The organism is Thalassobacillus pellis (assembly GCF_016908295.1).
Taxonomy (GTDB): domain Bacteria; phylum Bacillota; class Bacilli; order Bacillales; family Halobacillaceae; genus Thalassobacillus; species Thalassobacillus pellis.
In genome coordinates this window covers 1-17,791 of the sequence record NZ_JAFBDO010000012.1, presented here as the reverse complement: position 1 = coordinate 17,791, position 17,791 = coordinate 1, and the positions used below count along the sequence as shown (strand labels likewise).

Below are 17,791 nucleotides of genomic sequence, written 5' to 3'. Positions count from 1 at the left end.
TGGACACCCTTGCCTTTGGCTAACAGCTACAACGACCTTCGCCGTTCGGGACTTGAACCCTAGAGTATATGCCCATGCCGGGCACACATAAAAAAGCAGTAAACAAAGTTTACTGCTCTAGTGCTAGTTTGTTGATTTCATCAAAACTCAATTCAACTGTTTCTGTAAGTACATCTGCATAGCTATAAGATACTCGTTCAAAAGCATTTTCCTCTTGGTCCAGCTCGACAATGAACACAGAAGGATAGGTTTCTGCCAGAATTCCAGATCGTTGAATAGTTTTTCTGCGCCCACCATTCGCTTTCAATGTCAGCCGCTTACCGATTTGTCCTTCAAGGGATTCTTTGATTTCGAATAACGTTTTAGCCACTACACTCCACCTCACTGTATATAAATATAACACAAGCCGATGTTCAAGTCAAATAAAATATTATATTATACCAGTATGACAAATTTGATGTCAATAAAATAATAATTCATTTGGCTCATTATATAGTTATTGTGTCTAAAAAAGGAAAAAACATGTACAAAAAAACAGTGATTGGAAAATTCTGTTTATCCTGGGGTGGAAAATATTTAAAAAAATCGAGGGGATATACCCTCGATTTTATATTTTTTCGCTTGATAAATCGTTTTCGTTTTCTTCTTCTTCGTCATCATCCTGATCATTATGAAAAGGAAATGGCATTCCTACCCGGAGTAAACCTCGTGTTTCTACGCCGCCAAGTCCATTTTCTCCAGTCAGCGTGTTCCGCAGTACTTCCCTGACGTTCACTTTATCCATGAAGGAAGTATAAGCTATACGGGCCACGATATACACCGGGTCGAGTGCATGGATATTTATTCTTGTCGGAGAGCTTGCATAATTCGCTCCTGCCCGGATCAGTGATTCAAAATGGGACTGGCAGGCGCCTGCAAAAATGACCAGCTGGTCCAGATGTGGCGTTTTGCTGCGGATTTCCCGGACAGTCTCTACGAAATATTTGGAATGGCGGTATGCACGCAGGTCCCGGATCGACCCCTTGTTCTTGGAAAAAGAATCGTGTCCGGTGATGACGATTATATCGGGCTGAATCTTATCTACCAGTGCACTGATTTGCAGAGGCATCTCTTTTTCCCCCATATGCGTTCCATGCACCTGAATACCGAGCTGCTGGTATAGCTGGACACATTTCTTCAAAAACAGCTGGTCGCCATCCACATGGAGAACACGAGGCGAAATCTGAAAATATTTATTGTCTACTTGATATCCTTCTGTTGAATCGTGATCTCTCTTTTCTTTCAAAAGCTGATAATCCTGTCGAAATAACCGATAGGAATAATCTTCCTGATCCATCACTTTTCGTTTATGTCGCTTATATTCTTCGCCAGTGACCTGTTTTAAATCTTTCAAAGGGGCATCCGCTTCGATGCGGAAATCCTCCCCGAACAGAACTGTACGTTCCCCATCCACTGATTGGACTCGGAATAAAAGGTCGTGATTATAGGATTCGCGCGTGACCAAGTCCCCTTTTACAATCATTTCCAACCACCTCACACATGTCACTAACATAGCCTATGTGGAATCATGGAAGGTGTGTCATCAGGGGATACCAGAAACTATCCAATGTCATGCAGGCTATTCGCAAGTCTCGCAAATTCCTCCATCGTTAAAGACTCACCCCGCCGTGATGGGTCAATATCCGCTTTATCGAGCCGTTCCCGAATCTGCCCTTTATCAAGCTTCCCTTTGAAATGGCGGGACAGGTTATTCATCAGAGTTTTCCGACGCTGTCCGAATGTCGCTTGGACGACATCAAAGAAAAAAGCTTCTTCTGCGACATCCACAGGAGGCTTATCACGCAGCTGAAGCTGGAGCACAGCAGAGTCAACATTTGGCTGCGGCATAAAAACGGTTTTCGGTACGTTCATGACCACTTTTGCATTGGTATAATATTGAACTGTGATAGACAGTGAGCCGTAACTTTTCGTATTCGGACTTGCCGCCATACGATCAGCGACTTCTTTTTGAATCATGACGGTAATATTATCGACAGGAAGCTGTTCCATCAACAGCTTCATCAAAATTGGAGTGGTAATGTAATATGGCAGATTGGCAACGATTTTCAATGGCTGCCCCTCGGTAAAATTTTCACGTATGACTTTTCGCACATCAGCTTTCAGGATATCCTCATTGATAATATTTACGTTCTCATATGCTGATAAGGTTTCCTGCAATATCGGTACCAGGCGCTGGTCGATCTCAAATGCCACGACGCGGTCAGCATGTATGGCGAGCTGCTCGGTCAGCGCACCGATTCCTGGTCCGATTTCAATCGCTCCTGCATTCTGATCTACTCCAGCGTACTGCAGGATATTTTCCAGGATATTGACATCAATCAAAAAATTCTGCCCGAGACTTTTTTTGAACGAAAAACCGTATTCACTCAATATTTGTCTTGTTTTAGTCGGTGTAGCTATTGCCTTTTGCTTATTCATCGTTTTCCTCCTGTACCAACGCCTTCATGGCAGCTTCAAATTCATCCTTGGATATTTGGAACATGCTCAACCGCTTCAGCAGCTGCTTACCGTTTGTCTTTCCAATATTGAGACGCTCCCCTAACTTTTCCCTTCGCCTGCTTGCTCCAGGACCAGCGAGCAGGCCATAAGTCATTAAGTCGTGTTTCGTTATCACCGGTTCTTCCCATTCCTTTAACTCGTAAACCGCTTCCAGGGCAGCCCGGATATCCTTTAATGACGCATGCTCAATACCTATTCCTTTATCATACCGTGAACGCGCCTGATCCTTTGTTAAAAAAGCATGCTTGCAACCCGGCACTTCTTGAGCCACGATTGTACGTATCCGCTCGCCAGGAGCGTCAGGATCCGTAAAAATGATAATCCCCCGCTTTTCCCTGGCGTGCCTGATTCTTTCTATTGTACCTTGATCGATAGCCGATCCATTCGTCTCTATCGTATCCGCTTCAACAGCCTGTTTGATTTTTGCCGTATCATCTTTTCCTTCAACGACAATCACTTCTTTAATTTTCACGAAAAGTTCCTCCGTACTAGCATTTGCATTTCCTTTCAGCATACCACGAAATTAAATGAATAGGTAAACAAAAGCGGAAGCGCCTTGTTCACCCCCGACCAGCTTAAGTCGAGTCTCGCCGTGACGCTCCTTTGTCACAGAGAGAATCGGCTTATGACCTCGAGGGGGTAGGCGCTGTAGCTGGATGAGACAAAAGCGGAAGCGCCTTGTTCACTCCCGACCAGCTTAAGTCGAGTCTCGCCGTGACGCTTTTTATGATCTCGAGAGGATAGGACAAAAGATTATCCGCTAACGATTAAAAAAAGCAGAGGATTGCTCCCCTGCTTTCCCTTGATCAGTTTTCAATGATGCGGACTTCAACGGTTCTACGTCCGAAGCTTTCCGCTTTGCTCTGCGATGACATAAACAAGTCAATCTTGTTTCCGTTAATGGCTCCACCAGTATCTCCTGCGATTGCATATCCATAACCCTCTACCCATACACGGGATCCAAGAGGAATTACATTAGGATCGACAGCGATGACTTTTGCATTCGGATTAGCCTTTAAGTTGATACCTGTAGCTGTAATACCAGAACACCCCGCACAATTCGCCGTATAGGCGGTCGCACTCATATGCAATGTTTTAGAAGCATGGGATTCTCCACGTGAAGGAGCATCATTATTGCTTGTGCCGCCTGAGGTATTGGAAACAGCCACAATCTTACGCTCTTTTTCAGGTTCCTTCGTACCAATCGCGACTATCTTTTTCTCACTGTCTTTTTCTGTTTTTTCTTCAATCAGCTTACGAGAAACTTCTTCCCCATTTTTCATGGTGATTTCGTATTTTTTCGTAACCAGTCCCTCTTCACCCTCGGAAACAACCCGCTTTTCCCCTTTTGGAAGAGAACTGTCTTTCTTAGTGACTACAGAAAAGTCGGTTGGTTCTTCCACGACATCGGTCACTTTTTCGACCCGTGTAATCGTTACATGGGTTTTAGCTGTCAATTCTTTCGTTTTTCCAGGCTTTAGCTCATCCAATTCATTGAGCTTGATCCCCTGTTCCTTTAAAAGTTCTTCTACGTTTTCTGCTGTCGTCCAGACTTTTTTCTCTTTTCCGCCATCGTTTATAGTAACTTGAAGGGCAGTGGCTATTTCAATTTTCATGCCAGCTTTGATAGGTGCATCCATCTTATGGGAAATTTCATCTTGCTTTTTAAATGATAGCTTCTGTTCTTTAAAAAACGATCCGACGCTTTTTTTCGTCGTATGGTAATCCTTATGTACACCGTCAATCACTACTTCAACCGGTGATGCAATAAAATATTTGATTTCCATGCCATTTTCGAGTTGAGCGGTTTCTGGATGGGATAATGTATCGTGCTGGGAGATTTCAATATCAAGTGATTTCATCAATTCTCCCACTGTATCTACGTGTGTTCTTATTTGAGTAGTTTCTCCGTTTCCTGTAACGGTTACTTCTGCTTTAGTCGCTTCATGTGTTAAGACTCCAAGTAAGGCAATTAATGCAATAGTGCTAATTACTGTCAGTGCCAGCGCTCGTTTAGATGCAGGCAGCAGCTTCGCCATATACTTCATGCCTTCTTGCCTCCTTTTGACAAATACCTGTCATTTGATTTCGTATTGATCCACCCCTGCCCCATTTTTGTAAAATTTTGCAAGGGGGGTCTCTTTTCACTTACTCCAATATACACATCTCAACATTCAATTAAAATAACAAACACATTACAATTCCCATACAATTGTATGAAAAAGAGAGCAAAAAGAACCATTCACCTAAAATGTGACATGAATCCGACAAGCTTACACAATTTTCACTCGGACTATTAACCCAGGAAATTCCGATAAAAAAACCGCCTCCCTGACCAGGAGACGGCGAAATTTCGCTTGACTTTTAATTTACTTGTCAATTTTAAAGAAATTCAATGCATTTTCCGTTGTTTTATTACAAATCTCTTCGTAACTCATACCTTTCAGTTCTGCTACCTGTTCGGCGACAAGCTTGACGTATGCAGGTTCATTCCTTTTTCCACGATTTGGGTGTGGGGCAAGGAAAGGGCAATCGGTCTCAATCAGCAAATGATCAAGGTCGATAGCTTCGGCTACTTCTTTCGGCAGCTTGGCATTTTTAAATGTCACCGGGCCGCCGAGAGAAATCATGAAGTTCATCTCAATGCACTCCTTGGCGATTTCCACATCACCACTGTAACAATGCATGATGCCACCGACTTCATCGGCATTCTCCTCTTTCAATACGTCGACAATATCCTGAGTTGCTTCCCGATTATGGATGATAATCGGCATCTTTACCTTTTTCGCAAGTGCAATCTGCTTCCGGAATACATCTTTCTGGACATCTGCCGGTGATTTGTCCCAATGGTAATCCAATCCCATTTCTCCGATAGCAACGACCTTCGGATGAGCGGAGAGCTCTTCTATCCAGGAAAGATCTTCTTCTTTCATATCAATGGCATCCACGGGGTGCCAGCCGACTGCAGCATAGATGTTATCGTGGGACTCGGCAATTTCGATGGCGAGCGGTATCGTTTCACGGTCGAACCCTACTACTACCATATATTCGACTCCGGTTTCCCTTGCCCGTTTTATGACTTCTTCTCTGTCTTCATCGAATTGTCTTGCGTTTAAATGGACATGTGTATCAAACAACATATTACCCACCACCTTTGTTAAATAATGGTTCTTCCATATAGAAACGTTTACACCAATAGAATCAAGACCAAAAGGGAAAGCCAGTTACAGCTTTCCCCATTAGCCATTTTATTTAACTTTTGCTCCATTTTCCAGGCTCTGGTCAATGGAAGCAAGCGCCAATTTACCGTTATCATCTTCCCCGGCAAGAATCATACCCTGGGAAAGCTCGCCGCGTAGCTTGACTGGTTTTAAATTGGTGATGCAAATGACTTTCTTGCCAACTAACTCTCCTGGCTGGTAATGTTCAGCGATACCGGAAACGACCTGACGTTTTTCATAGCCAAGGTCCAGCTGGATACGGAGAAGCTTGTCCGCTTTTTCCATCTTATCGACCTGAACGACCTCTGCCACACGGAAATCGAGTTTCATGAAGTCATCGATTGTTACTTCATCCTGCTCGTCTTCTTTCTTTGTTTCTTTTGGTGGAGCAGGTTTTTTCATCATGTTTCTGATCGCCTCGACTTCTACATCCACGTCCAGACGAGGGAAAATCGGATCATCTTTTTGTACAGCGGTACCCTCAGGAATTAGCCCAACCTGTTCCATACTATCCCATGTCTGGTATTTATCTGCTGTAATACCTAGCTGTTTAAATATTTGACCTGGAGTGCGAGTCAAGAACGGCTGAAGCATGATTGCGATATGGCGGAGTGATTCAGCCAAATGTGCCATTACATTACCAAGTCGTTCCTTGTTCGCTTCATCTTTTGCCAATACCCAAGGCTGGGTTTCATCAATATATTTATTGGTCCGGCTGACAAACTGCCAAAGGTTGGATAAAGCTACGGAAAACTCCATATTTTCAAGAGCTTCTTCTACTTGTTCCTTCGTTTCTTTAGCGAGATGCTCCAGGTTCTCATCAAACGCGTCTACACCAGCTTTAAAGGCAGGAATACGGCCATCAAAATATTTACTGATCATGGCAACTGTCCGGTTCAACAGATTGCCCAGGTCATTAGCGAGGTCATAATTGGTCCGCTCAACGAACCCTTCCGGTGTAAATACTCCATCAGAACCGAACGGAACTTCACGAAGCAAATAATAGCGTAGCGCATCAAGACCATAGCGATCGGTCAGCTGGACAGGGTCGACAACGTTCCCTTTTGATTTAGACATTTTGCCGTCTTTCATAAGTATCCACCCATGAGCAAATACCTTTTTCGGCAGCGGGAGGTCCAGTGCCATCAGCATGATCGGCCAATAAATCGTATGAAAGCGGACAATCTCTTTTCCTACCAGATGAACGTCAGCAGGCCAGTACTTTTGATAACGCTCATCGTTATCCGTACCGAAACCGAGCGATGTAATGTAATTGCTCAAAGCATCGATCCATACATAAATGACGTGCTTGGCGTTCCCTGGTACTTGTACACCCCAGTCAAAGGTGGTACGGGAAACTGCCAAATCCTCAAGACCCGGCTTGATGAAATTGTTGATCATTTCATTCTTACGGCTTTCCGGCTGGATGAAGCCAGGATTCTTTTCGTAGAAATCGAGCAGTTGATCGACATAGTTGCTCATTTTGAAAAAGTAGGACTCTTCTTTAACCTTTTCAACGGGGCCGCCGCAATCCGGGCATTTGCCATCATCCAGCTGGCGTTCGGTAAAGAACGATTCACACGGTGTACAATACCAGCCTTCGTACTGGTCCAGGTAAATATCGCCTTTTTCCATTAAGTATGAAAAAATCTTTTCGACGATTTCCTTGTGGCGATCTTCCGTTGTCCGGATGAAATCGTCATAAGAGATTTCTAGTTTATTCCATAGGTTTTTGATGCCGCTCACAATATCATCAACATAAGCTTGAGGAGTGACATCCTGCTCTTTTGCTTTGCGCTGGATTTTCTGGCCATGTTCATCCGTCCCTGTCAGGTACATGACGTCAAACCCACGTAATCGTTTATAGCGTGCCATAGCGTCACCCGCTACAGTCGTATAGGCATGGCCTATGTGAAGGTTGCCGCTTGGATAATAAATCGGCGTTGTAATATAAAAAGTATTCTTTTCTTCAGGCATCTTTTTCCCTCCTCGACGTTATTACGCATTCCTATGAATCCAGTGATACCATATATCTTCCTATTGTATCGATTTATATAGAGGATTTCCATTCCTAACACCAAAATATACTCCATTCCAGCCAATCCTGTCAAAAAAGAACGAATCGCAATGGATATATAGAGTTTTCAAAATCTGATCTGTTTGACCAGACATAACTCCTACTTTGTACATATCCTGGATATGGAAGATTTTCCCCATCAGAAAAGAGGAGATTAGTATTCAGAAGAAACCTCGAAAAGTCAAAGTGTTATTAGCAGGAGCCAATAGTTTTAAAGCCCCCTGCTTTTCAGAAGGGATAAAGGTTGATTTTATCTGGTTCTAATGCGTTCAACCAGCCATAAATCTTTTTGGGACATATCTTATTTATAAATGATAAATCAAAAAGGAAGTGAGTTGGAAAAGTGGCTGGGATTGAAAAAAGGAAAGTGCTAGTAACTGGGGATTCCCTTGCACTTCCAAGACGCGAAGTGAAAGTCCGGGAGACCTACCCTGTCTTACTGCAGAAGAATTTATTAAAACTGAAGTCAAATATAAAAGTGATCAATCATGCCCAGTATGGCCAGACGATTATCGGCGTCTCCCAAAGCATCGAAGCGGACCTTGCTTCCTTGCGCCCTGACATGGTTATCCTTCACGTAGGTATTGTAGACTGCTGGCCGCGAAAAGAATTAAGAGGAAAGCCGAAGACAGATCTTAAAAGCTTTAAAAAACATTACATCAAGATTGTCAATCTCGTTAAAAAACATAATATCCCTTTGATCATCGTCGGTATTTGTCCGACATCTATCCGAATGGACAATAAATATCCAAATACATTGAACCAGATTGCCAAATATAATAATGTACTGAAAAGTGAAAGCAATAAAAAGGATATATTCTTTCTCGACATGGCCAATTTTATTGACAGCAGCAGGCCGAACACCTACCTCCTTTTGGATGATCAGCATTTGAACCGTCGAGGAAGCAGACTTGTCTTCAAATTAATCAATAACCATCTCATCAGGAGCGGTTTCATTAGAATTCGACGAAAATAGAGGACTGAGAGATTAAAGCCCATTCATTATTTATAGATTTATTAAATAATAAAACATTTAAAATACCCCCGCAAACACGTCGAATACTGTCGAAAGGTTTATATGGAGTATTCGTACCGCCTGGCGTTCATTGCCATAAATTATCAATTTTGGTGATTTATGCAACCAAACGCTAAATAATTATACCCATTCACAGACATATGTCGTGATACAGGTACAACATACAGTACGAGGCGGGGTATTTTAAGAATTATAAAAATGGAAAATTAAAGAATTGACACAATTGGGAAAGGTTGGTACGATTAATTTGAGACAGATGTCGAAATCTGGCGAAAATTTTTGACTGAGGGGAGAAAATAAAATGAAATCTACTGGTATCGTACGTAAGGTTGATGAGCTGGGACGGGTAGTCATCCCAATTGAACTGCGCCGCACACTAGGCATCAACGAAAAAGACGCATTGGAAATCTATGTTGATGATGACCGCATTGTACTTAAAAAGTACAAGCCTAACATGACTTGCCATGTAACTGGAGAGGTATCTGAAAACAACCTGTCACTGGCCAATGGTAAATTGGTGTTAAGCCGTGAAGGTGCTACACAATTAATGAAAGAAATACAAGATAGCATAAAATAACCAAATTGGCGGGAAAAGACTATAAAAATATATAGTGTCTTTTCAACCGTTTTGAAAGCGCTGACTGATGCCGACTGGCAGTCAGCGCTTTTTTTAACCTGTAAAAAAGGTTAACGTTGTTAAAAGGTTAAAGTATAAGTAAACATAAGTCTTGTCGCCAATAAGACTTGGCGATAAGCCAAAAATTCCCAAATTATTCCACATGAAAAGCCTGGTACACTTCCCGCTTGGGCAGCTTCCGATCCTTTGCAGCCTGTTTGATCGCCTGTTTGCTGGATAAATTATCATTCTCTATATAATGCTCCACGTGTTCGACGACCGACAAACTGCTCCACCAAAGGGTATCCTCGACATCTTCCTCCTGGCTGCCTTCAACAGTAATACAAAATTCTCCTCGTAATTCAGTTGCTTCGGCCCAGGACAGCAGTTCCTCAAGATCTCCGCGGACGTACTCCTCGTATTTTTTTGTCAATTCTCTTGAAAGGGAAGCATTCCTATTCCCTAACACAGTGAGCATCGCTTTTAATGTATCCTTTAATCGATGAGGCGACTCATAAAAAATCAACGTTGCCTGAAGCTGTTTCCAAACCGTCAGTTCCTGCTCACGATCCTTTTTTTTACGGGGCAAAAAGCCACAAAAATGGAAGAAATCCGTTTTTAATCCTGAACCTACTAATGCACAGATGGCAGCGTTTGCTCCCGGAAGAACAACTACCGGTAAATCCCGAGTCACCGCAGCTTTCACTAAATCCGCACCAGGATCAGATATTCCCGGCATACCAGCGTCACTGACGACGGCAATGTCCTCCCCGTTCACTAATTTATCAAGTAAATATCCTTCCCGCTCCTGTTTATTATGTTCATGGTAGCTGACCAAAGGGGTATGGATATCAAAATGACTCAATAGTTTTTTGGTATTCCTTGTATCCTCAGCTGCAATCTGGTGCACTTCCGTTAAAGTCTGGACAGCACGATAGGTCATATCCTCGAGGTTGCCAATCGGCGTAGGCACGATATACAGCGTTCCTGTCTCCGTGTTGGTGTAGCTCTTTTGCACATTCATCATATCTCACTCCTTTTTAACGCTATGAGGTCTTCCTTTTTCCCACGGGACCAGCGTTTGATTTCATATTCCCGCTGCATGGCTTTCCGTTTGGATGAAAACACTTCATAATGTACCAGTTCGAAGGGTCCTCTTCCCCTGGTATACTTTGCGCCTTTCCCTGACTCGTGTTTTTGGAGACGCTGCTTGAGATCATTGGTATACCCAGTATATAACGATCCATCGCAGCATCTCAGCAGATAGATATAATGCGTTTGCTTATTTTCCATATAAGATGGTCCTCAATTCATCCGTGTATTCGTCATTTTCCGTAAAAGAATATAAAGGTGGAAGGATCTTTAAATCGGGTTTTCCATCTCTTATTCCTTCCAGCAAAAGGGTGTTCGCTTCCCTTCCCTGTTTAGGATAAACGAGGCGCATCCGTTTCGGCTCAATACGATATTTACGAAATAAAGAAATCAAATCCGCCATTCTTCCCGGCCGATGGACGATGGATACTTTTCCGCCGGACTTGGCAAGCTGGCTGCAGGACCAGATGACATCTTCCAAGGAACAAAAGATTTCATGACGGGCAATTGCAAGGTGGTCATTCATATTCTGATGCTGCTTTTTTGGTGTTGGAAAATAAGGTGGATTGCAGGTCACCAGATCGAATTTATTCTGGCCGAATCGTTTCGGCATTTCCTTCAAATCGCCGTGAATCATATACAGCTGATTTTCTAAATGATTCAGGGTGACATTTCGCTTTGCCATATCATACAGCCGTTCCTGTATTTCTACACCTGTAATCTTGGCACTGGAACGCCTTGATAACAGTAACGGGACCACACCATTTCCCGTACATAGATCAATGATTTTTCCGCGCTTGATCGGTACGTAAGTAAAATCAGCCAATAATACCGCATCCAGTGAGAAAGCAAACACAGTCGGGCTCTGGATGATTCGCATCTTCTCTTCCGCCAATAAAAAGTCCATTCGTTCATCTTCTCTTAATTCAACCATCTTATTTGTTCCTTTCCATCTATTTTTCCTTTACATAAACCCTTACCTGCTCCCCATATCTCCCTGCAAAAAACTATTCCGCCTGCTTTAGAAAAACTAGGCTTGTCGCCAAGTATTTATGTCTAAAAACTTAGGTTTACTTATACTTTAATGCTTAAACAACGTTAAACTTTCTTAACGTGTAAAAAGAAAGCCCTTCCTCAGCGTAAAGGAAAGGCGGGTGTTACATTATTATTTCTTGTTTAAAAAGGAGAGGCAGAATAGACAATCCTCATCTCTTGGACTGCCGAAATGCAAGTTACATATATGGAAGCCTTCCTCATACAGCCTGGCCAGGTTATCATAGCCTTCCCCAACCTGACTGTCACTGGAAGTCTTCTTTCCTTTTGAAGTGTTACCCTGGGATTGCTCAGTAGTTTCGCGGTCCAGCCTTTCCCGCAAGTGATGATTTTCCAGGGAAAGGTGCTGGTTTTCCTCCAGCAAATGAGCCAATTGCTTTTTCAAATCCCCTAACTGCTGATACAACTCCCCGATTTGCGATTCCAAATGAGATACTTGTTCAAATATTTCTTTCTTGTTCACGCTTCCTTCCACCCCATCATTCTGTGGCTTGGGTTGAAATGACCCCTTCATCAATCAATTCCTGTAACGTATATTCCAGGGTACGTTCCAGTTCAGGAAATTCAATTTGGACCACACGCTCCAACATATTTAAGCCGACAACTTTTCCTTTTCCGTTGGAAGTGCTGATTCGCTGTCCAAGATCCGGGAGTTCCCGCTTGGCCGCCTCATAATCATCGTTTTCGTATTTCAAACAGCACATCAAACGGCCACACAAGCCGGAAATCTTAGCTGGATTCAGAGAAAGGTTCTGATCCTTGGCCATTTTGATGGAAACCGGCTCAAAATCACCGAGGAAAGTCGAGCAGCATAACATCCGGCCGCATGGACCAACGCCGCCTAACAGCTTAGCTTCATCCCGCACCCCAATTTGCCTCAGTTCGATCCTCGTCTTGAATACGGATGCAAGATCTTTGACGAGATTACGGAAATCGACCCTTCCATCTGCCGTAAAGTAAAAAATCACTTTATTCCTGTCAAAAGTATATTCTACCTCGACAAGTTTCATATCGAGATTATGATCTTTTATCTTCTCGACACAGACGTCGTATGCCTGCTGGGCGTTTTCCTTATTTTCAGTCACCGTAAGCTTGTCCTTCTCATCAGCAATACGAATGACCTTTTTCAATGGCAGGACGATGTCCTCTTCGTCCACCTGTCTATTTGCAATGACGACTTTACCGAATTCAATGCCGCGGACTGTTTCGACAATGACATAATCATCGGTCGTCATCTTGATGTTTCTAGGATCAAAATAATATATTTTACCCGCTTGTTTAAAGCGGACGCCAATCACTTCAATCAATCCTGATCACCTCTTTAAATGAAGTGTAAGTTGTTCCATCACAAGTGTTGGATGGACATTCTGGTTTATCTTCCGTTTCGCCTCAAGGATTGAAGTCAAGCTTTCCACTATGTTTTGGCGGGACCACCGCATCGAAGCCTGTTCCATTCTATCTATTTCTTGAATGTAGACAATAGCCTCATCCCTTCCAAGGTCATGGTTGATCATGTCCTTGAACCAGAAAATCAGTAGGTCTAAACCGCGTTGCAGCTGTTCTCTTTCCTTAAAATGAGGCATCCACTGGTGATTGATAAATAAAAGTGCTTCATTTGGTTTATTTTGTAACACTTCTATTAATTGTATCACTAATTTTCGAGCATTAGCAAACCAATTTTCTTCGTCAAATTCCAACGCCTCTGCCAGGTTGTTTGTCAGGGATGCAAGTAGTTTCGCGTTAGATTCGGAAATACCTTCCTCCACGAGCTTTTCTTCCAAATGAACGGAGTGCAGCGGCTGGAATGCCATCAATTGACATCTGGAGCGGATGGTATCCAATATCGCCTGTCCGTTTTCGGTCAGTAGCATAGCGGTGGTCTGCCGGCTCGGTTCTTCGAGAAATTTCAACAAACGATTCGAAGCATTGGCAGTCATTTTGTCAGCGCCAACGACTACATATATTTTCCGGTTCGACTCCATACCGGTATAGGTGAATTCCTTCTGTAATCGAAGGATTTGATCTTTTTTGATCGACATGCCGTCGGGCTCAATCCAGTGCACATCCGGATGATTCCCGGATTCTATACGATGGCAGGCATTACACGCATGGCAAGGCTCTGCTCCATCGCGGTTTGGACAGAAGATACTTTTTGCAAACAGCTTGCTGATTTCCCTTTTTCCTGTTCCGCGGGACCCCTGAAAAAGATAGGCATGGGAAATCCTGTCTTTCTTAAAACTATTGACCAACATCTGGCTGACGAGCGGCTGGATTTGTTTCATGTCATTCCAAGTCTGCATATGATTCCGTCCTTAAGTGTATAGATTAATCAGTAATCCTTTGATTTCTCCTACAATCCCTAAAATATCTATCGACCTTTTTTCCTCATCCATCACTGCTTCCGTCAATTCTGCCAGCTTATCATCCACTGACTCGACAATGGTGAGCTTCCGGTTCTGGCCCTCCATACTCCAACTATGGGAATGCTTCAATGTCATGCCATACTGCACCGATTCCTGAAGAAAGTCTTTGATCAGCCGTTTATATTTGGCTAAATCACGGAAGGAACGATGCCTGGCAACACGCTCTCCCTGAGCTGTGATATCCTTAACAAGTTTCCCTAACTCAGCTTCCTGCAGCTTCTGGGATTGAGATTGGACAAGCGCATCAAAGTCTTTCCGCCCTTTATGGTGATTAGGAGCCGACCGCTGGGCAGACTCCATTTGGGCACGTATATCTTGCGTAATTTTCATTCGGGAGTCCCCTTTAATTTATTACTAAAATTGGAAGAACGATTCGACGGGAAGCACAAACACAGTTGCACCACCGACTTCTACTTTAACTGGCTTCGGGATGTAAGAATCCGCGTTGCCCCCCATTGGAGAAATCGGTGCCACCATCTGTTCACGATGACTGCAATTTTTTTTGATGATCTCAAGGGCATCATCCACCGCATCATCCTCACACCCAATCATCAGGGTCGTGTTTCCTGCTTTCAGGAAACCGCCTGTCGAGGATAATTTGGTCGATTGGAAATTACGTTCGGATAAAGCATTCGTCAACCGACTGCTATCCTTATCTTGAACAACAGCTACGATCATTTTCATAACGTTGTCTCCTCCAATTTCCTTTTTTTATATTATACCAAAAATCACCCATTACGATTAATCTCTATGAGATAAGGCTCAATCTCATGCAATGCAGATGCCTGTACATCAGCGATTGATTTCTTTGCATCAATGACATGGATCCTGTCTGGAAATTGGCGTATCAACTTCTGGTAGGCTTCATAGACGCGCTGATGAAAATCTATTTTCTCCAGGTCAAGCCGATTCTGTTCCCGTAAAGCATTAGCGGAAATACGCTTTAATCCATACTCTGGCTCGATGTCAAAAAATAACGTAACATCTGGCATGCAATTTTCGATGGCAAATTCATTAATTTTCATTACTTCTTCTATTCCAAGCCCACGGGCATGCCCTTGATAAGCCAAACTGCTGTCCACAAACCGGTCACACAGGACAATTCGACCTTGTTCTAAGGCCGGAATGACTTTTTCGACCAGATGCTGCCTTCTTGCAGCTGCGTACAACAGTGCTTCTGTACGACCGTCCATTTCCGTATGGGCAGGATCCAGAATCAGGTGGCGGATCTTTTCAGCAATTTTGATACCGCCCGGCTCCCTTGTTGCTAATACATCATATCCCTTTTCTATCAGCTGCTTCGTCAACGCTTCCAGTACCGAAGTTTTACCTGCTCCTTCGCCACCTTCAAACGTAATGAATAATCCATTCACGTACATTCTCCTTTGTCATCATCCAACTGATTAATATATATAAAGCCCCTGGTTTATTTCCGGGTTATGGAACCGGGAACCAAGCGTTTGCAATTCCTTAATATGGGAAATATGGCAGGAGGTGATTTTCTCCCCTTTTAACAAAATAGGTATTCCAGGAGGATACGGGATGACCGCCTGTGCAGCAACCTCACCTTCCACTTCATCATAAGCTTTAAAAATAGCCTTTTTTCCTTTCATGTCATGATAGGAATAGGCAAGCTCCAGGATGCTCTCTGTCTGTATGGACACCTTCTTCATTGTAGCATGCTTTTTTATGTTTTTTAATCTGTCATTCACCCGCTCGACGATACTATTGAATGCAGTCAAGTCGACATAGCTGCCAAGACCGAGAACGAACAGTAGCTGATTTGCCGAAGCGAGCTCCGGATAAACCCCTTCCTCCTCGAATAGCTTTGCCAATTGAAAACCTGACCAGCCCTCATCGATATGGAGGGTGATTTTCAATGGATCATCCAGCGGTGTCGCTTCCTGCAGCTGCCAGCCTTCTTCAACAGATAAACACTTCCTTATTTCCTTTACCTGTCTAAGGGTCTCCTGCATGTCTCCATTAGAAAAACCAGCCAAGAAATACCGGGCTAAGTCAAGACTTGCCATTAATGGATACGAAGGACTGCTGGACTGGAACACCTGTAGATAGTGTTCTAAACTCTGCTGATTAATCCGAGTAGTGCCTACGTGCAGATAAGAAGCCATCGTCATCGCAGGGGCCATCTTATGGGCGGACTGGACGACAACATCAGCACCCGCCTCCATGGCTGGGGAAGGAAACGGACTGCCTAAATGAAAATGAACGCCATGGGCCTCATCTACAAGGACTGGTATGTCACGGGCATGCGCTATTGAGATGATTTTTTTAATATCATACGCCCGGCCAAAATAATCCGGGTACGTCAATACAAGCGCGCTTACATCAGGATGAATGGTTATGGCCTCCTCGATTAGAGCAGGATCCATTTTGCTGTAACGTTGTGTTATTTCTTCAAAGCCAGGACCCAAAAAGACGGGCTTAGCTCCGGACAGTTCAAGGCCGTGCATCACTGATTTATGGCAATTTCGCTGGACCAGCACCTTCTTATCTTCCATGCAAACGGACATAAGCATAGCAAGATTTCCAGAGGTGCTTCCATTAATAAGAAAATACGTAGATCTGCTTTTAAAAAAGCCAGCCGCCAGTTCCTGTGCATCTTTTATGATTTCTTCTGGCGCATGTAGGTCATCCAAACCGGTAATTTCCGTCATATCAATTCCCAGAATGGACTGGAAGTCAGCTCGGGCATGATCCGGAAATATTTTACCATGCTTATGCCCAGGAACATGGAAAGAAGCCATGTGACGCTTCTTAAATGTATGTAACGTATCATATAAAGGTGTTCTTGATTGATCCATGATGCTGTGCCACCCTCGCAATATTGAAAATCTCCTCTCATCTTATCGGAAATATGCTTCTGGCACAATAAAAAGGAGATCTCTGCCATGTGCATAAGATCTCCCAGTAATTACGAATGTATTGTGGATTGATTGATAGACTTAAGTTTTTTCAAAAAGTAGGAATAGCGGACATCGCCCGGCTCCGTACTAATGACTTCTTTTTCACAGTCTTCGCAAATATACATCTGATAAATATAGATGCCGCGCGGTTTCTGACGTTCACAAACGCCGCAATGGTTTGTCTTTTCCATCTCTCCACCTCCCTGCACGTAGTATGTCCAAATCTATCATCTCTTATACTACTTTTTTTAGAAAAATAGTTTTAAATTAATTTCCATAAAAATGGCGGATAAGGCTCCATATCGTATCAGCTTTACTGACTGCCCTTTTTACCTGCAGCAGGAGCGAAGGACCCTCCCTTGTCATTACAATAGTATAAGAGTTCTTCGCACCATTTATCAGCTGAATCTCTTTCTTACTTCTACTATATAAAAAATAGCAGCCTGGACCATTGCTATGGTCCAGGCTGCTAACCTTATTGTTTTTTGAAGATTGCCAGGCAGTCGTCATCAGTGCCTGTTTTTTTCTCTACACTTAAGTGACAGTTGCTGAGGCAATACTTTGCTATTGAATATGAATTTGTAATATCCATATGTTACATTCCTGATTAACAAACTGAAATAAAAATTTAAAAAAGGATAAAAAAAACTGCCGAGAGAGTTCTCGACAGCCTGATCAGAAGCACTATGACTTCCGGGTTTACGTTGCCTAGCGGCGTCCTACTCTCACGGGGATAAACCCGACTACCATCGGCGCTGGAGAGCTTAACTGCTGTGTTCGGCATGGGAAC

General features: G+C 43.3%; 20 protein-coding genes and 1 rRNA gene. 2 read left to right on the top strand and 19 right to left on the bottom strand.

The annotated features are described in order from the left end of the window. Positions 1–109 precede the first annotated feature (109 nt). The 7 genes from veg to metG form a co-directional block, all read right to left on the bottom strand. Positions 110–370 (bottom strand): biofilm formation stimulator Veg, encoded by a 261-nt coding sequence (veg, locus tag JOC33_RS20190; protein WP_205094604.1) that lies wholly within the window; start codon positions 368–370, stop codon positions 110–112. A 237-nt stretch (positions 371–607) separates the two neighbouring features. After that, positions 608–1,522 carry a sporulation peptidase YabG gene (yabG, locus tag JOC33_RS20185; protein ID WP_205094602.1) on the bottom strand — a complete coding sequence of 305 codons (915 nt, stop codon included), beginning with the start codon at positions 1,520–1,522 and terminating at the stop codon, positions 608–610. A gap of 77 nt (positions 1,523–1,599) precedes the next feature. Next, entirely contained in the window at positions 1,600–2,478 is an 879-nt protein-coding gene (rsmA, locus tag JOC33_RS20180; RefSeq protein ID WP_205094601.1) for a 16S rRNA (adenine(1518)-N(6)/adenine(1519)-N(6))-dimethyltransferase RsmA, read from the bottom strand. Then, positions 2,471–3,031, bottom strand: a complete 561-nt coding sequence (gene rnmV / locus JOC33_RS20175; protein ID WP_205094599.1) for a ribonuclease M5 — start codon at positions 3,029–3,031, stop codon at positions 2,471–2,473. The genes rsmA and rnmV overlap by 8 nt, the downstream gene beginning before the upstream one ends. A gap of 334 nt (positions 3,032–3,365) precedes the next feature. Next, a complete protein-coding gene (locus JOC33_RS20170) occupies positions 3,366–4,607 on the bottom strand; it encodes a G5 and 3D domain-containing protein (RefSeq protein ID WP_205094597.1) in 1,242 nt (413 codons plus the stop codon). Between the two features lie 321 nt (positions 4,608–4,928). Further along, on the bottom strand, positions 4,929–5,699 hold the full coding sequence (locus JOC33_RS20165; RefSeq protein WP_205094596.1) for a TatD family hydrolase: 771 nt from the start codon (positions 5,697–5,699) through the stop codon (positions 4,929–4,931). 108 nt (positions 5,700–5,807) lie between these two features. Beyond that, the gene (gene metG, locus JOC33_RS20160; RefSeq protein ID WP_205094594.1) at positions 5,808–7,757 is read right to left on the bottom strand and encodes a methionine--tRNA ligase; all 1,950 of its coding nucleotides are present in this window, start codon (positions 7,755–7,757) and stop codon (positions 5,808–5,810) included. A gap of 443 nt (positions 7,758–8,200) precedes the next feature. On the opposite strand from metG, the gene JOC33_RS20155 reads away from it, so the two are divergent. Together JOC33_RS20155 and JOC33_RS20150 are read left to right on the top strand one after the other, a co-directional pair. After that, on the top strand, positions 8,201–8,833 hold the full coding sequence (locus JOC33_RS20155) for a GDSL-type esterase/lipase family protein (protein ID WP_205094593.1): 633 nt from the start codon (positions 8,201–8,203) through the stop codon (positions 8,831–8,833). A 361-nt stretch (positions 8,834–9,194) separates the two neighbouring features. Beyond that, positions 9,195–9,470, top strand: coding sequence for an AbrB/MazE/SpoVT family DNA-binding domain-containing protein (locus JOC33_RS20150; RefSeq protein ID WP_205094591.1), 276 nt, complete (start codon positions 9,195–9,197; stop codon positions 9,468–9,470). 193 nt (positions 9,471–9,663) lie between these two features. On the opposite strand, the gene rsmI is transcribed toward JOC33_RS20150, so the two are convergent. The 12 genes from rsmI to rrf form a co-directional block, all read right to left on the bottom strand. After that, positions 9,664–10,533 (bottom strand): 16S rRNA (cytidine(1402)-2'-O)-methyltransferase, encoded by an 870-nt coding sequence (rsmI, locus tag JOC33_RS20145; RefSeq protein ID WP_205094606.1) that lies wholly within the window; start codon positions 10,531–10,533, stop codon positions 9,664–9,666. Next, positions 10,533–10,802 (bottom strand): GIY-YIG nuclease family protein, encoded by a 270-nt coding sequence (locus JOC33_RS20140; protein ID WP_205094589.1) that lies wholly within the window; start codon positions 10,800–10,802, stop codon positions 10,533–10,535. Before JOC33_RS20140 ends, rsmI begins: the two co-directional genes overlap by 1 nt. Then, a complete protein-coding gene (locus tag JOC33_RS20135; protein ID WP_205094587.1) occupies positions 10,792–11,535 on the bottom strand; it encodes a tRNA1(Val) (adenine(37)-N6)-methyltransferase in 744 nt (247 codons plus the stop codon). The genes JOC33_RS20140 and JOC33_RS20135 overlap by 11 nt, the downstream gene beginning before the upstream one ends. Positions 11,536–11,766: 231 nt before the next feature. After that, positions 11,767–12,117, bottom strand: coding sequence for a DNA replication initiation control protein YabA (gene yabA / locus JOC33_RS20130; RefSeq protein WP_205094586.1), 351 nt, complete (start codon positions 12,115–12,117; stop codon positions 11,767–11,769). 16 nt (positions 12,118–12,133) lie between these two features. Next, the gene (locus JOC33_RS20125) at positions 12,134–12,961 is read right to left on the bottom strand and encodes a PSP1 domain-containing protein (RefSeq protein WP_205094584.1); all 828 of its coding nucleotides are present in this window, start codon (positions 12,959–12,961) and stop codon (positions 12,134–12,136) included. Between the two features lie 6 nt (positions 12,962–12,967). Then, positions 12,968–13,954, bottom strand: coding sequence for a DNA polymerase III subunit delta' (gene holB / locus JOC33_RS20120; protein WP_205094582.1), 987 nt, complete (start codon positions 13,952–13,954; stop codon positions 12,968–12,970). Between the two features lie 12 nt (positions 13,955–13,966). Further along, complete coding sequence (locus JOC33_RS20115) at positions 13,967–14,407, bottom strand: YaaR family protein (RefSeq protein WP_205094580.1); 441 nt, start codon at positions 14,405–14,407, stop codon at positions 13,967–13,969. A gap of 24 nt (positions 14,408–14,431) precedes the next feature. Next, positions 14,432–14,761 carry a cyclic-di-AMP receptor gene (locus tag JOC33_RS20110; protein WP_205094578.1) on the bottom strand — a complete coding sequence of 110 codons (330 nt, stop codon included), beginning with the start codon at positions 14,759–14,761 and terminating at the stop codon, positions 14,432–14,434. 44 nt (positions 14,762–14,805) lie between these two features. Beyond that, positions 14,806–15,450, bottom strand: coding sequence for a dTMP kinase (gene tmk / locus JOC33_RS20105; protein ID WP_205094577.1), 645 nt, complete (start codon positions 15,448–15,450; stop codon positions 14,806–14,808). A 30-nt stretch (positions 15,451–15,480) separates the two neighbouring features. Beyond that, entirely contained in the window at positions 15,481–16,899 is a 1,419-nt protein-coding gene (locus JOC33_RS20100) for an aminotransferase class I/II-fold pyridoxal phosphate-dependent enzyme (protein WP_205094575.1), read from the bottom strand. Positions 16,900–17,009: 110 nt separating this feature from the next. Continuing rightward, positions 17,010–17,192, bottom strand: coding sequence for a sigma factor G inhibitor Gin (locus JOC33_RS20095; RefSeq protein WP_205094573.1), 183 nt, complete (start codon positions 17,190–17,192; stop codon positions 17,010–17,012). Positions 17,193–17,707: 515 nt separating this feature from the next. Then, a 5S ribosomal RNA gene (gene rrf, locus JOC33_RS20765) occupies positions 17,708–17,791 on the bottom strand; the annotation flags it as partial.

Bases quoted from the DNA above. Each gene is read 5' to 3' on its own strand.
- yabG (WP_205094602.1), bottom strand. From the start codon at position 1,522: ATGATTGTAAAAGGGGACTTGGTCACGCGCGAATCCTATAATCACGAC.
- rsmA (WP_205094601.1), bottom strand. From the start codon at position 2,478: ATGAATAAGCAAAAGGCAATAGCTACACCGACTAAAACAAGACAAATA.
- JOC33_RS20170 (WP_205094597.1), bottom strand. From the start codon at position 4,607: ATGAAGTATATGGCGAAGCTGCTGCCTGCATCTAAACGAGCGCTGGCA.
- JOC33_RS20165 (WP_205094596.1), bottom strand. From the start codon at position 5,699: ATGTTGTTTGATACACATGTCCATTTAAACGCAAGACAATTCGATGAA.
- metG (WP_205094594.1), bottom strand. From the start codon at position 7,757: ATGCCTGAAGAAAAGAATACTTTTTATATTACAACGCCGATTTATTAT.
- JOC33_RS20150 (WP_205094591.1), top strand. From the start codon at position 9,195: ATGAAATCTACTGGTATCGTACGTAAGGTTGATGAGCTGGGACGGGTA.
- rsmI (WP_205094606.1), bottom strand. From the start codon at position 10,533: ATGAATGTGCAAAAGAGCTACACCAACACGGAGACAGGAACGCTGTAT.
- JOC33_RS20140 (WP_205094589.1), bottom strand. From the start codon at position 10,802: ATGGAAAATAAGCAAACGCATTATATCTATCTGCTGAGATGCTGCGAT.
- JOC33_RS20135 (WP_205094587.1), bottom strand. From the start codon at position 11,535: ATGGTTGAATTAAGAGAAGATGAACGAATGGACTTTTTATTGGCGGAA.
- holB (WP_205094582.1), bottom strand. From the start codon at position 13,954: ATGCAGACTTGGAATGACATGAAACAAATCCAGCCGCTCGTCAGCCAG.
- JOC33_RS20115 (WP_205094580.1), bottom strand. From the start codon at position 14,407: ATGAAAATTACGCAAGATATACGTGCCCAAATGGAGTCTGCCCAGCGG.
- JOC33_RS20110 (WP_205094578.1), bottom strand. From the start codon at position 14,761: ATGAAAATGATCGTAGCTGTTGTTCAAGATAAGGATAGCAGTCGGTTG.
- JOC33_RS20100 (WP_205094575.1), bottom strand. From the start codon at position 16,899: ATGGATCAATCAAGAACACCTTTATATGATACGTTACATACATTTAAG.
- JOC33_RS20095 (WP_205094573.1), bottom strand. From the start codon at position 17,192: ATGGAAAAGACAAACCATTGCGGCGTTTGTGAACGTCAGAAACCGCGC.